Here is a 13,447-nt window from a genome sequence, read left to right as displayed (position 1 = left end):
ACCAGCATTACACAGGAAAACCTTACAGGTTTCCGGAAACCTATAAGGTACATTAAAAAAATTAAAAATAATTATTATCTGAAGAGGAGCGGCTTATTTAAACTGATCCAGGACTTCCATAATATTCTGATACACAAAGTCCAGCTCCTCAGCCGAAATGCAGTAAGGAGGTACCAGATACAGAACGTTTCCAAGGGGACGCATGATAATTCCTCTCTGTAAAAATTCATTGTAGAGCTTTTTTCCTATTTCATTAAAATAAGAAGTTCCCTGCACTGTTTTAAAATCAAAAGCTAAAATAGTTCCGATATGGCGGGCATTTTCCACCTGAGGATGACCGGAAAGCGTTTTTACAAACACTGAATTCTGTTGAGTGATACGGTTGATATTCATTTGAGTGTCTTTTTGTAGTAATAATTCCATACTGGCTAAAGCAGCAGCACAGGCTAACGGATTTGCTGTAAAAGAATGTCCGTGAAAAAGGGTTTTATGATGATCATCAGAAAGGAATGCACTATAAATACCGTTGGAGCATGTGGTAATTCCCATGGGCATGGTTCCGCCGGTTAATCCTTTTGAAAAGCACATAATATCCGGCTGTTCAGTAAGATGATTGGCTGCAAAAAACTTCCCTGTTCTTCCAAAACCTGTAAAAACTTCATCCTGAATCATAAGGATCCCCTGTTTCCTGCATATTTTCATCAGACTGTTAAGGTCCTCTGCCCTGTACATCAGCATTCCAGCTGCCCCCTGAACTAAAGGCTCATAGATAAAGCAAGCCACTTCATCAGCCAGTGCCGTAATCTGAGTCTGTAACTGCTTCAGGTTTTCCGGATTGGGAGTGTCTATAAAGATCACTTCAAACAGCATGCTTTCAAAAGGCTGGGTCCAATAGCTTTTCCCGCTCACAGACATGGCTCCGAAAGTATCTCCGTGATAAGCATTTTTAAAAGCGAGGATTTTTGTTTTCTTTTTCCCTTGGTTATGAGCATACTGAATGCACATCTTCAATGCGACTTCCACTGCTGTAGAACCATTATCAGAATAGAATACTTTTTCCTGATCGGACGGCAACAGCTTTAAAAGCCTTTCTGAAAGCTCTACAGCGGGTTCATGAGTGAAACCTGCAAAGATAACCTGTTCCAGTGTATTCAATTGCTCAAAAACACGCTGGGCAATATACGGATGGGCATGGCCGTGCAGTGTAACCCACCATGAAGAAACTACATCCATATATTTTTTTCCTTCTTCATCGTAGAGATAAATTCCCTTTCCTTTTACAATGGGAATGGTATTATTGGCCGTCTTCATCTGAGTATAAGGATGCCAGTTGACCGCTTTGTCTCTTTTCTGCAGGCTGATTTTGTTTATTATTGTATTCATGTAAAATAGGATAATGAGTGATGAATTTTTAAATAGCGCAATGCTCGCTAAGTTTTACTTTGTGTGCTGTTGTCTTAAGTTCACAAGGGCGTTTCACTCAGCAATAAAAAGCATTATACCTTGCTGAATGGAATGCCTTTGCGAACGAATATTTTTACATTTAATCAATATTTTTCTATGAGCTATAGCGTTAAGAATAAAAGATTCAAAAGCTCAGACAATACTAATACGATGCATATTAATATACTGATGATCCAACTTCCCATAATGCTTATCTATATCTTACTATGGCGGTTTCTAACAGCATGTTTCTTTTTTCATCATCGGTTTTAGCCCAAGGGTCTGCAGCATCTGCATATCTTCAGACACTCCGGGATTGGGAGTAACCAGTAAGGTTTCCCTTTCTCCGGTAAAAATTGAATTGGCACCTGCCATAAAGCACCATGCCTGTTCTGTTTCATCCATTTCTATACGTCCGGCACTGAGTCTTACCATCGAAGACGGCATGACGATTCTTGCCGTAGCAATCATCCTTACCATTTCCCAGGTATCTACCTTTTCATTATCCGCTAACGGAGTTCCTTCTACCCTAGCCAGCGCATTGATAGGTACAGATTCCGGATGTTTAGGCATCGTAGCCAGAGTCAGCAGCATTGAAATCCTGTCCCTGTGGGTTTCTCCCAGGCCTATGATTCCTCCGGAACATACTGTGATCCCTGCTTTCCGGACATTATTGATCGTATTGATCCTGTTATCAAAGGTTCTTGTGGAAATAATCTCCTCATAATACTGCTCAGAAGTATCCAGATTGTGGTTGTAGGCATACAGTCCGGCTTCCTGAAGTCTGATCGCCTGTTCTTCCGTCAGCATTCCCAAAGTGCAGCATACTTCCAGTCCCAGCTCATTCACTCCTTTTACCATATCAATTACCCTGTCGAAATCACGGTTATTACGCACTTCACGCCATGCCGCAGCCATACAGAATCTCGATGACCCGGAATCTTTTGCTTTTTGGGCATGGGCAATCACCGTTTCAGTAGGTAATAAGGCCTGTACTTTGATGTTGGTATGATAGCGGGCAGCCTGTCCGCAATAGGAACAGTCTTCCGGACAGCCCCCTGTTTTTATTGATAACAATGTGGAGATCTGTACTTCTGAAGGATCATGCCATTCCCTGTGTACGGTGGCTGCTTTATAGATGAGTTCCATCAGGGGTAAATGATAGATTTCCTCAATTTCTTCTTTGGTCCAGTTGTTTCTGATTGTTGTTTTCTTATCCATTATCATAATTTTGTTATTGTCAGCTGCTTTGCGGCAGCTCTTATATGTTCTCTGTCAGGAGTTTCAATCTCCGGAATCCTGATTATTTCTGTTCCTTTTTCAATGAAGCTGCAGATGACCCTTTCCGTATCTTCGGGAAATTCTCCATTCAGAATCAAATAATCGAGTTTTATATTTCTCTGCTGCAGTGCCATGATTGACAACAGACTGTGATTGATGCATCCCAGGTAGTTTCTGATCACAAGTGCTGCCGGAAGATTCAATACTTCTATCAGATCGATGATAAACCTGTTGTCGGAAAGAGGAACCATCAATCCTCCTGCTCCTTCTACGATCAGAGGTTGATCTGTATCCGGTAATTGAAAACGGTCAAGATCGATATGGAGGTTTTCTGCCCGTGCAGACTGATGGGGAGAAGCAGCTAACTGCAGTCGGTAGGTTTCCGGATAACAGACCGGATGATCAGTCCATGCTTCAATTTTATGACGGTCTGTATCATGCAGGTCTCCGGATTGTACAGGCTTCCAGTATTCTGCTTTAAAATATTGAACCAGAACAGCAGAGCATATAGTCTTTCCAACTTCGGTTCCTATTCCTGTGATAAATAATTTCATATATTCGGTTTCGTGATTCCAGTTTCAGGTCTTGTTTATGTATTTCTTACTTAAATAAATTCTTTGATAATTCCTGTCAGTTTCATAATTTCCTCTTCCGTGTTGAAGCTGTGAAGACATATTCTGAGCCTTTCACTGCCTGCTTTTACGGTTGGGCTGTATACGGCGTAGGTGAGAAACCCTTCATCAGTTAAAGTATTCTGCAGCGTTTTCAGTTTTAAATTATCAGGAATTATAATAGCCTGAACAGGGCTGCCATCAGACGAGGGCGAACTTAATCCCTGATTTATGAAAGTCTTTATATTTTCCTGAAGTCTTATATTCAGATCCTGATGGGTTTCCAGAAATTCATATCCCTTTTTTATACTCATCCATTGGAAATCCTGTACAGAAGTAGTATAAATAAATGGTGAAGCAAAATTGACCAGATATTCTTTTACCGTTTTACTGCAGAGTATGGCAGCTCCGTGTGCGCCTAAAGCTTTTCCATAGGTCACCACTGCCGCAAAAACCTTATCCTGTAACTGATACTTTTCAATCAGTCCGTATCCCAAAACGCCAAAAGAATGTGCTTCATCCACGATGACTCCAGCTCCATATTGGCGGGCCATTTCAACGATTTCCAAAATGGGTGCAAAATCCCCTTCCATAGAGTAAAGGCTTTCTATCGCAATATAGCAGGGGCCGTTTTGTCTCTGCAGCACTTTTTCCAGAGCTTCCAGGTCATTATGTCTGAATTTCAGCTTTTTTGCATTTGACATTTTACATGCATCATGCACCGAACGGTGGATCTGTTCGTCTACAATAATGGTATCATGCCTGCTGAGGATCGATGAAAACAATGCAAGATTGGCATTATAACCTGATGGGAAAAGCAATGCAGCCGGAAACTGATGTTTTTCAGCAATAAATTCTTCTGTCTTCAAAGCGACTGAGCTGTTTCCACTGATGAGCCTTGAACCGGTGCTTCCCGAAAGAAGCTCAGGGTGGTCATTGACATTTTTCAGCAATATCTTTTGCAGCTCTGCATTTCGGGCCAGTCCCAGGTAATCATTAGAATAAAAGTCAATTCCTTCAGATTTGGGTTGTAAGCGCCGCAATCTTCCTTCCTCCTTTCTTTTATTGAGAGATTGCTGACAGTATAAGGTCCCGTTATGCATAATTCAATTGCGCTACTTCTTCTGCAATAGCATTGATCCATTGTTCATGCAATTCTTTTTCAATGGTAAGAATGTTTTCTGCATGGGCTTTCCAGTCAGCAGAAAAACCGTTGAGCTGATTGATCATTTCTTCCAGGTGGCCTTCTTCTTCAAGAATGATAGATTTTACCATAATTTTTGAAGATTCCTGGGTCAGGATATCCTGATATACGGGATATAATTCATCTGCACGGACTTCAATGGCATAGGTTACAAAAAGATAGGCTGCGTATTTCAGGTCTTCTTTATTAAGTTTAAACACCTTCTGAAGGTAACGGCAGGCTTTGATATCAAGGGAATGAAGGTACTGGCGTGTTGCCGTTGCTGCAAGCAGTTCTTCGTTTTCATAGGTTCTGCAAAGCTCCGGATTTATTTTTCCGATTTGTTTTTTCAGGTAATAAGCATGGCGATGCTCTTCTGCAGCATGTTTCAGTTGAATCTGAGTAACCAGAACAGGGTGTTCGCATTTTGATATTTTTCTTGCCCCGGCATTTTCCATAAAAGAAAGTGTATTCAGCCATTTGGCGTGAGTATTTTCTTCCTGTACAATTTTATTTAACAGATGATGAAACTCCATAGATTTTTATTTTGATGTCAAAAGTAGTATATTGCCGGATGGTTCAATGGTGCCAGTTTTGATATTATGGATAGTCCGGTTAGAATTCCCTATGAAAGTTTTATAAAAATTGACAGAAAAACAGAAACTCCGATCTATTTACAGATCGCCAACCAGCTGATCAATGCCATTCAAAGAGGATTTCTTCCGTTTGGGACCAAGCTGCCGGGAACAAGAACTTTCAGTGAAATGCTGGACATTCACAGGAATACTGCTGTGGCCGTATATGATGAATTGTCTGCACAGGGCTGGACAGAGTCTCTTCCGAACAGAGGTACTTTCATTATCGGTAAAGAACAGGAAAAACCCGTGGAAATTAATAATTTTGAGCAGAAAAGCCTTCAGAATTATCCTAAAACTACCGGATTTTCTTTTAAAACATCCAATATCCTGGATAATCCGTTTGAACATTCCAATTGTGATTATGTTTTTAATGACGGTGTTCCTGATATCAGGCTTACACAGATCGGACAGCATTCCAGATTTTACAGTTCTATTCTTAAGCGGAAGTCTAACCAGAAAATATCCGGCCATTATAATCATGACGGAAGCGAGTTCTTTAAAGAGCATTTGTCCCGTTATCTGAACCTGTCCCGCGGGCTTCCTATTTCTAAAAACAATCTGCTGATCACACGAAGTACAGAAATGAGCATCTATATTGTTTCCGAGATTCTTCTTTCTGCCGGAGATGTAGTATTGGTAGGTGCTTTAAGCTATTTCTCTGTCAATATGATCTTCATGAAAGCCGGAGTTCAGATGGTTTCTATTCCTATAGACGAAGACGGCATTATTGTAGAAAGTGTGCGGGAGGCCTGCAAAAAGCAGAAGATCAGAATGCTTTACCTTACCCCGCACCACCACTATCCTACTACTGTGGCCTTAAGCGCCCAGAGAAGGTTTGAGCTTCTGGAACTCGCTCAGGAATACGGTTTTATCATTCTTGAAGATGACTACGATTATGAATTCCATTATGATAAAAGCCCGATTCTTCCGCTAGCCAGTGCAGATACGAGCGGCATGGTTATCTATATCGGTTCTTTTGGTAAGTCATTGGCACCCGGATTCAGAACCGGATTTATTGTGGCTCCGGAAAATCTGATGTCTGAAATGAGAAAATACCTTGGGATCATCGACAGGCAGGGTGATATTCTGATGGAAAGAGCGCTTGGAGAAATGATTGCGGAAGGAGAAATCAACCGCTATCTGAAGAAATCTCTAAAGGTCTATCAGGAAAGACGGGATTATCTCTGTACATTGCTTCAGGACAGTCTGGATGACCTTGTTACCTTCCGGAAACCTTCAGGTGGTCTGGCAATCTGGTTAGAATGGAAAGTTCCGGTTAATCTGATGCAGCTCAGCCGGAATTGTGCCCGGGATAATCTCTTTATTCCGAAAACACTTCTGTACCAGAATAAAGGACTTACGGCCATGAGATTAGGATTTGGCGATCTGAATGCTGATGAAATGCAAAAAAGTGTTGAAGTTTTTTCAAAAAATGCAAAATTGATCAGCTGACTAACGATTTTGGGGATTTTTTTTCAGTCAATTTTAAAGTTATTTTCAGATTTTCCCTGTTTTTAAATATTACATTTTCGTTAATTCTAAAGTTTTTTATTGCTCTATTGCCAGCTTTTTGTCTCATTTTGGGACTGATAAAAAATAAGCTATAGAGCAGAATTTTATATAAAAAGAAGTACCCGTTTGTGGAATTATCCTTAGTCTACTCACATTGATTTGAAATATGTGATAAATATCATTGTTAATTTTTGGACAATTATATTCTATATTTACTCCATTATTTTTAATTGTTCTAAATAAATGAAACGACAATATGTACTTTCAGTCATCCTACTGACTGCCTTTACTGCACATACTTCTGCCCAGAGCAGGCAGGACAGTAGTATTACTGCAAAAGATATCAACGAGATTGTACTCGTATCTTCACGTTCCCCGAAGCAAATCAGCGATATTCCGGGAACAGTCTGGATCATTGGGGAAAAGGAACTCCAGACTCAAATAAAAGGCGGTGCCGGGTTGAAAGAGGTATTGGGAAATATGATTCCCGGGTTTGATTTCGGAAATCAGGGGCGAACCAACTATGCCCAGAATATGAGGGGAAGAAATGTACTGGTGATGCTCAACGGAGTTTCTCTGAACAGTACCAGAGCAGCCAGCAGACAATTTGATGCTATTGATCCTTTCAATATTGAAAGAATTGAAGTTTTATCCGGTGCTTCTGCTATTTATGGAGGAGATTCCACGGGGGGAATCATCAATATCATCACTAAAAGGCCAACTTCGGATAAGCTTGCTTTTGAAACTTCTGCAGGATTAAAAACAGGCTTCCATAAGGATGACCTTGATAAAAGAATTGCACAGTCTGTTGAAGGCGGGAATGATAAGATAAAATTCAGGTTAGGGGCTGCGTTAACTCAAAATGAAGGCGCTTTTGATGCCCATGGAGATCAGATTATTACTGATGTAAAACAGGCTGATTTTCAGTATAACAGATCAATAGACCTTCTGGGTGGAGTAAGCTTCAAACTGAGTCCCGATCAGGATTTGAATGTAGATCTTCAGTACTACAGCTCTAAGGTCAGGAATAAAAAATGGCTTTCTTTCGGTCCGGGATTTACAGGATTTACCACCAAAAACCCTGACCTGATCAATGTACTTGGAGGTGCAGATTCTGATGTAGTTCCCCGTACTGAACGTTTTATGGCTAATATTCAGTACAGTCTCCGCAATATTTTAGGAGGGCACAATCTACTCGTTCAGGCTTATGGAAGACGTGAGGAGGCAGATTTTGGGGCTTCTTTTGCAGAAGTGCCTAAACCTCCGGCAGGTGTTACCCTTCCTGTGTTTCTTTCTTCAGCAAGAGGAAATACAGATGTATACGGAGCAAAGACCGTTCTTTCCAAAAATTGGAATGCTTTCAGTTTTACTTACGGTACAGACCTTGACTTTGAAAACTTTAAAGGTGACCAGGCTATTTTTAACCCTAAAATAAGCAGTGAATCCGGAGGATTGATCAATAAGGCAGATGCTTTTGTAGGCAGATATCCGGATACAAAGATCTTTACTCTGGCAGGTTTTATTCAGGCAGACTGGAATATTACAAAGAAACTGACCCTTTCAGGAGGGGTGAGACAACAGTTCATCAATGTAAAACTGGATGATTTTGTCGGTTTTAAAGAGCAGGTCTATATGCATTTCGGCTATGGAAACTCAGCAGATGTTGTGAAAGGCGGTAAAAATAATTATGATGTAACATTGCTTAATGCGAGCTTATTATACAGATTCACACCGGCCTGGCAGACCTGGTTCAGTTTTTCACAGGGATTTGCCGTTCCTGACGCTGCAAAATCCTACGGTTTTGGAAAATATCAGCTCAGCAACAACCGCTGGAATCTTCAGAATAGCATGAATATTTCAGAACAGCCCTTAAGCGGAATCAAAACCGATCAGATTGAATTAGGATTCAGGCACAACAGAGGTCCGGAGGCAGGGTTGTACGCACAGGGATCTATTTTCTATGCATTATCCAGCAAAACCCTGAAAATTGACAATGCTGCTTTCACGATTTCTTTGCTTGATCAAAAACTTAGAAATTACGGTTTTGAAGGGGCCTTAGGGTATCGTTTCACACAAGGCCTTGAATTGGGAGGAAACGTACTCCTGATGCAATCTGAAACTGAAACCAAAGATAAAGGCTGGCAAAACCAGTCTGTCTATACCACCAACCCGTCTAAGTTTATGGTTTCCACAGGGTGGAATGCCAAAAGATTTTCACTGAGACTGCAGATGCAGAACTCTATGAATTATACTGATCTTGCAGACATGAAAATCACAGGTTATACCCTGTTCGATTTTATGGGAGACATCAGACTGAATAAAGGGACCATTAATTTCGGAGTTCAGAATATTTTCAATAGGCAGTACACTACAATCTGGGGACAGCGTTCCGTATTTTTCTATGGAGCACCCCAGAAAGCATTTGCCTATCAGGGCCGGGGAACAACGTTTTCTGTAGGCTACACGATTAATTATTAAATTCTAACAGCTAACCACAGATACATTTTAAGCCATAAGGTCACAAAGAACTGATAAATACATCTCCTTAAATTTTGACAGGACGGTTTGAAATGTATCATTAATCTTCAACTCTAACCCGACTATTAAAGAGTAAAAGAACACAAACACACCATATCTATGAACACAGTTATTACCGGGCATGCCGCAACGGAAAAGGAGACTCTTTTCCCAAATCTGGAAAATTTATTCTGTGATATCAACATTCACGAATACCGGGATGCCATGCACAAAGCACAGCAGAGTGTCATTGCATTTCTGGAAGACACTCACCAGCCTTTCAGCGGGGTTTCTCCCAAAGAGCTGAGAAAACAGTTTGAGTATATCGATCTGAATTCACCTCCTGTAAGCTATGAAGAGCTTTTCGATGAAGTAAACGGGCTGTATACACAGCACGCTATTGCTTTTCACCATCCTAAATATGTAGCCCATCTCAATTGTCCGGTAGTAATACCTGCAGTGGCGGCGGAAGCAGTGATCAGCGCTATCAATTCTTCCCTGGATACCTGGGATCAGAGTGCAGGAGGAACTCTGATGGAGCAGAAACTGATCGAATGGACCTGCAATGAAATCGGATTTGATACATTCTCAGACGGAATCTTTACCAGCGGGGGTTCCCAGAGTAATCTTATGGGAATGCTTTTGGCAAGAGACCATTTTTCTGCTAAATATTTACATCATAACATAAAAAAAGACGGTCTTCCCAAAGAAGCACACCGTTTCAGGATTTTTGTTTCCGAAGCAGCTCATTTCAGCATTCAGAAAAGTGCTTCCATGCTGGGACTTGGCGAGCAGGCCGTTATTAAGGTCAAAACAGACAGGTCTTTCAGAATGAACAGTGTACTGCTGGAAGATGCCGTAAGGAAAGAAATTGAGATCGGGAATATTCCTATTGCAGTGGTTGCTACGGCAGGAACTACAGATTTCGGAAACGTTGATCCGCTGATCAATATTTCAGGAATAGCAAAAAAATACAATCTTTGGGTCCATGTAGATGCAGCATATGGCTGTGCTTTGCTTTTAACAGAAAAATACCGCCACTTACTCAATGGAATTGAAGAAGCAGATTCTGTAACGGTAGACTATCACAAAGCATTCTTTCAGCCGGTAAGCAGCAGCGGATTCCTGGTAAAGGACAAAAACTATTTCAGACTGATCACCCATTATGCGGATTACCTGAATCCCAAAGATCATGATGAAGATGAAATTCCGAACCAGGTAAATAAATCAATACAGACGACCCGGCGTTTTGATGCTTTAAAGCTTTGGTTTACCCTTAGGATCATTGGTAAAAAAGGACTGGGAAATTATATCGACAGGATTATCATGACAGCCCGTGAAGCCGTTGATGTGCTGGAAAATGATTCTTATTTTGAATTATTGAACACTTCGGATATTTCAGCACTGGTCTTCCGTTACACGGCAGATCCTTTTAAAACATTTGACCTGAACAGGATCAATACTTACATCAAATCACAACTTTACAGACAAGGAAATGCCCTTACAGCGGGAACTAAAGTAAACGGACAGTTCTATCTGAAGTTTACCATTCTTAATCCTCTTACCACCATTGAAGACATTAAATCAGTACTTAACATTATTAAAAAATACGGAAATGAATACATTGAAGTCAACTAATATCTCTGAATACGCAGAAAAGATCAACTATACCTCACTTATCAACTGCTACCTGAAAGAATTTACCAACTGGAGCCGTTATCTTGGAATTCCAAAATATGACAAAGGCATTGCAACCTACCTGAAAGAAACCCCTACGAATCTTCATATCCGCATCGATTTTTCCACAATAGGATGTGATCTGTACATTCCTGTTGTTTATTTTTCAGAAAGCGGAAGACATCTTTTTGATTTTCCTGTTCTGATGAGAACTTTGGAGACTGATGAAGTTTCTGAACTGGATGTTTATGGATTTATGACCCTTACCGCAGAATATGCCAAAGAAATTCATCCCGGAATTGATGCTGTGAATGTTTTAGAAAGATTAAGCAACAGTATTGATAACCTTACTGAATACCTGTATCATTCCCTCCACAGTAAAAAAAAGATTAATGATCTGGAAATGTCTTTTATTGAGGCGGAACAGTCTCTTATCTTAGGCCATATCCTTCATCCGGTTCCCAAATCGAAGCAGGGATTTGTTGGTGAGGATCTTTTGAAATACTCACCGGAAACCTCTGGAAGATTCCAGCTGTTCTATTTCCTTGTCAATCCTGAGAATATGATCGAAAAAAATGCAGACGGGGAGCCTATAAGCAAAGAATTGGCGGAAAAGATCTATCCGACCCTTAATCCGGAACACAAAAGGCTTTGGGACCAGCATCCGGAATACCATATTTTACCCATGCATCCATGGGAAGCAGATTATCTCCTAGGCCAGGAAAATGTACAGATCATGGAGGAACAGGGAATCCTTTTTGCTTTGGGACATTATGGAGACTACTTCACTCCTACTTCATCGGTAAGAACGGTATACAATGAAGAAAACAAATGGATGTTTAAATTTTCCCTGCATGTAAAAATCACCAATTCCGAAAGAATCAACCTGTATCCGGAGCTTCACCGCGGCTATGACATCAGCATGCTTCTGAAAACAGATTGGGGAAAAAGTCTTCAGAAAGATTTCCCGGAAATAGATTTTATGGTAGATCCTGCCTTTATGGCCGTTACTTTCAACGGAAAAGTCATTAACGGGTTCAATATCAGTATCAGAAGAAATCCATTCCAGGGAGAACAGAAAAATAAGAACGTAACGCTTTTGGCTGCTTTATGCCAGGACGGTATTCTTGGAAAACCTTCAAGACTTCAGAATATCATTACCACCACAGCTGAAAAACTTGGCCAGTCTGTAGAAAAAATTGCTGTAGAATGGTTTAAGCAATACCTGCATCTTTGTGTGAGGCCTATTGTCAGAATTCTGAATACCTACGGGCTAGCGTGTGAATTCCATCAGCAGAATGTAATGATAGAGCTTGACAGAAACGGCTTTCCTGCAAAGATTTATTTCAGGGATAATCAGGGATTTTTCTTCAGAGAAGGAAGAAAAGATCTGGTTTCTGCTGCTCTTCCGGGGATAGCAGATGAAAGTCAGTCGATTATTGATGAAGAATCATTAGCTCCAAAATACACCTATTATCTGGTTACCAATAATATCCTGGGAGTTGTGAATGCTTTGGGCTGCAACAGATTAGCAGATGAAAAGAAACTGATTGATCTTGTATATAAAGCATTTAAAGAACTTGAAAACGAAGATGAAACCGGCCTGGTAAGCTATATTACGAATAAAAGGAACTGGTATACAAAAGGAAACCTGATCACCAGTCTTCAGAACATCAACGAAGCAGATGAATCGCTTGAATATCCTGCGGTTTTTCTGGACACACCGAACCCTCTTAATAAATATTTCTACAGCCGGCAACTGATCAAACCAGGTACAACTGGAACAGTATATTCCCGTCATTTTGAGGATAAAAATATAACCATCAGCATCAGGCCTTTTGATATAGACCGCGATTTTGAAATGGTTCACGAATGGTTCAACATGGAACATGCCAAGCCGTACTGGAAAATGGATGGCCCGAAAAGGGATCTTGAACTTTGGTTCAGAACAATTCTTCCCGGTGATGAGCAGCATAGTTTTATCGGAGAAGTAAATGGAGTTCCGCAGTTCAGTTTTGAACCTTACTGGCCGATGAGAGATATTGTGGGCGCTTATTATGACTCGCTTCCTTCAGATTACGGAACACATTTCTTTGTTGCAGAGACCCGTAAAGATAAAAAGTATTCGTTCGAATCCTTCCAGGTTGCTTTAGATTATATTTTTTCACTTCCCGAAGTCGGTAAATGTATTGGAGAAGCTTCCGTAGAAGCAGTTCCTACCGACAGACTGATTACCAGATTGGGGTATACAAGAGAAGGGGTAATCACCATGCCTCATAAGACAGCATATCTTACTTTCTGTACCCGAGAAAATTACTGGGAGAAATGCCCTGAAAGCAGACTTGAGGCGAATAATGCTTAAGCGGAAATAGCCTCCATTATCGCAAATCATCAAGATTTTCCCTAAAAATAATTAAAATCTGCGAAATCTGCCTGATCTGCGAGAGTTAAAAGTGAATATGAAATATGTTTTCAAACTCAAAGAAATTTTTCAACCTGAAAAGCAAGCAAAGAAAAAGCAGAAGCCAATCTCAAAACTTCATCACCGACGAAATCGTCTTCTTTGCCCACTTCAAATAACCGGT

Annotated in this window: 9 protein-coding genes; 4 read left to right on the top strand and 5 right to left on the bottom strand. The window is 40.6% G+C overall.

Features of this window, described 5'->3' with window-relative positions:
• Positions 1-93: 93 nt before the first annotated feature.
• The 5 genes from bioA to BBI00_RS05820 form a co-directional block, all read right to left on the bottom strand.
• Positions 94-1,383 carry an adenosylmethionine--8-amino-7-oxononanoate transaminase gene (gene bioA / locus BBI00_RS05840; protein WP_065397883.1) on the bottom strand — a complete coding sequence of 430 codons (1,290 nt, stop codon included), beginning with the start codon at positions 1,381-1,383 and terminating at the stop codon, positions 94-96.
• A 297-nt stretch (positions 1,384-1,680) separates the two neighbouring features.
• Positions 1,681-2,664: a biotin synthase BioB gene (gene bioB / locus BBI00_RS05835; protein WP_065397882.1), complete on the bottom strand. Its 984-nt coding sequence runs from the start codon at positions 2,662-2,664 to the stop codon at positions 1,681-1,683.
• A gap of 2 nt (positions 2,665-2,666) precedes the next feature.
• A complete protein-coding gene (gene bioD, locus BBI00_RS05830; protein ID WP_065397881.1) occupies positions 2,667-3,278 on the bottom strand; it encodes a dethiobiotin synthase in 612 nt (203 codons plus the stop codon).
• A gap of 50 nt (positions 3,279-3,328) precedes the next feature.
• Positions 3,329-4,438, bottom strand: a complete 1,110-nt coding sequence (locus tag BBI00_RS05825; protein ID WP_065397880.1) for an aminotransferase class I/II-fold pyridoxal phosphate-dependent enzyme — start codon at positions 4,436-4,438, stop codon at positions 3,329-3,331.
• Positions 4,431-5,054, bottom strand: a complete 624-nt coding sequence (locus tag BBI00_RS05820) for a hypothetical protein (RefSeq protein ID WP_065397879.1) — start codon at positions 5,052-5,054, stop codon at positions 4,431-4,433. Before BBI00_RS05820 ends, BBI00_RS05825 begins: the two co-directional genes overlap by 8 nt.
• Before the next feature lie 66 nt (positions 5,055-5,120).
• Here BBI00_RS05820 and BBI00_RS05815 point away from each other — a divergent pair, with 66 nt between their 5' ends.
• The 4 genes from BBI00_RS05815 to BBI00_RS05800 all read left to right on the top strand — a co-directional run bounded on the left by BBI00_RS05815 (position 5,121) and on the right by BBI00_RS05800 (position 13,224).
• Entirely contained in the window at positions 5,121-6,608 is a 1,488-nt protein-coding gene (locus BBI00_RS05815) for an aminotransferase-like domain-containing protein (protein WP_065397878.1), read from the top strand.
• 303 nt (positions 6,609-6,911) lie between these two features.
• The gene (locus BBI00_RS05810) at positions 6,912-9,146 is read left to right on the top strand and encodes a TonB-dependent receptor (protein WP_065397877.1); all 2,235 of its coding nucleotides are present in this window, start codon (positions 6,912-6,914) and stop codon (positions 9,144-9,146) included.
• 159 nt (positions 9,147-9,305) lie between these two features.
• Entirely contained in the window at positions 9,306-10,823 is a 1,518-nt protein-coding gene (locus tag BBI00_RS05805; RefSeq protein ID WP_065397876.1) for a pyridoxal phosphate-dependent decarboxylase family protein, read from the top strand.
• Complete coding sequence (locus BBI00_RS05800) at positions 10,801-13,224, top strand: GNAT family N-acetyltransferase (RefSeq protein ID WP_065399635.1); 2,424 nt, start codon at positions 10,801-10,803, stop codon at positions 13,222-13,224. The genes BBI00_RS05805 and BBI00_RS05800 overlap by 23 nt, the downstream gene beginning before the upstream one ends.
• Positions 13,225-13,447 lie beyond the last annotated feature (223 nt).

This window comes from Chryseobacterium arthrosphaerae (assembly GCF_001684965.1).
Classification (GTDB): domain Bacteria; phylum Bacteroidota; class Bacteroidia; order Flavobacteriales; family Weeksellaceae; genus Chryseobacterium; species Chryseobacterium arthrosphaerae.
Note: the sequence above shows the minus strand (reverse complement) of the source record. Positions and strands in the feature narration are given on the sequence as shown.

Bases quoted from the DNA above. Each gene is read 5' to 3' on its own strand.
- bioB (WP_065397882.1), bottom strand. From the start codon at position 2,664: ATGGATAAGAAAACAACAATCAGAAACAACTGGACCAAAGAAGAAATT.
- BBI00_RS05825 (WP_065397880.1), bottom strand. From the start codon at position 4,438: ATGCATAACGGGACCTTATACTGTCAGCAATCTCTCAATAAAAGAAAG.
- BBI00_RS05815 (WP_065397878.1), top strand. From the start codon at position 5,121: ATGGATAGTCCGGTTAGAATTCCCTATGAAAGTTTTATAAAAATTGAC.
- BBI00_RS05810 (WP_065397877.1), top strand. From the start codon at position 6,912: ATGAAACGACAATATGTACTTTCAGTCATCCTACTGACTGCCTTTACT.
- BBI00_RS05805 (WP_065397876.1), top strand. From the start codon at position 9,306: ATGAACACAGTTATTACCGGGCATGCCGCAACGGAAAAGGAGACTCTT.
- bioA (WP_065397883.1), bottom strand. From the start codon at position 1,383: ATGAATACAATAATAAACAAAATCAGCCTGCAGAAAAGAGACAAAGCG.
- BBI00_RS05820 (WP_065397879.1), bottom strand. From the start codon at position 5,054: ATGGAGTTTCATCATCTGTTAAATAAAATTGTACAGGAAGAAAATACT.
- bioD (WP_065397881.1), bottom strand. From the start codon at position 3,278: ATGAAATTATTTATCACAGGAATAGGAACCGAAGTTGGAAAGACTATA.
- BBI00_RS05800 (WP_065399635.1), top strand. From the start codon at position 10,801: ATGAATACATTGAAGTCAACTAATATCTCTGAATACGCAGAAAAGATC.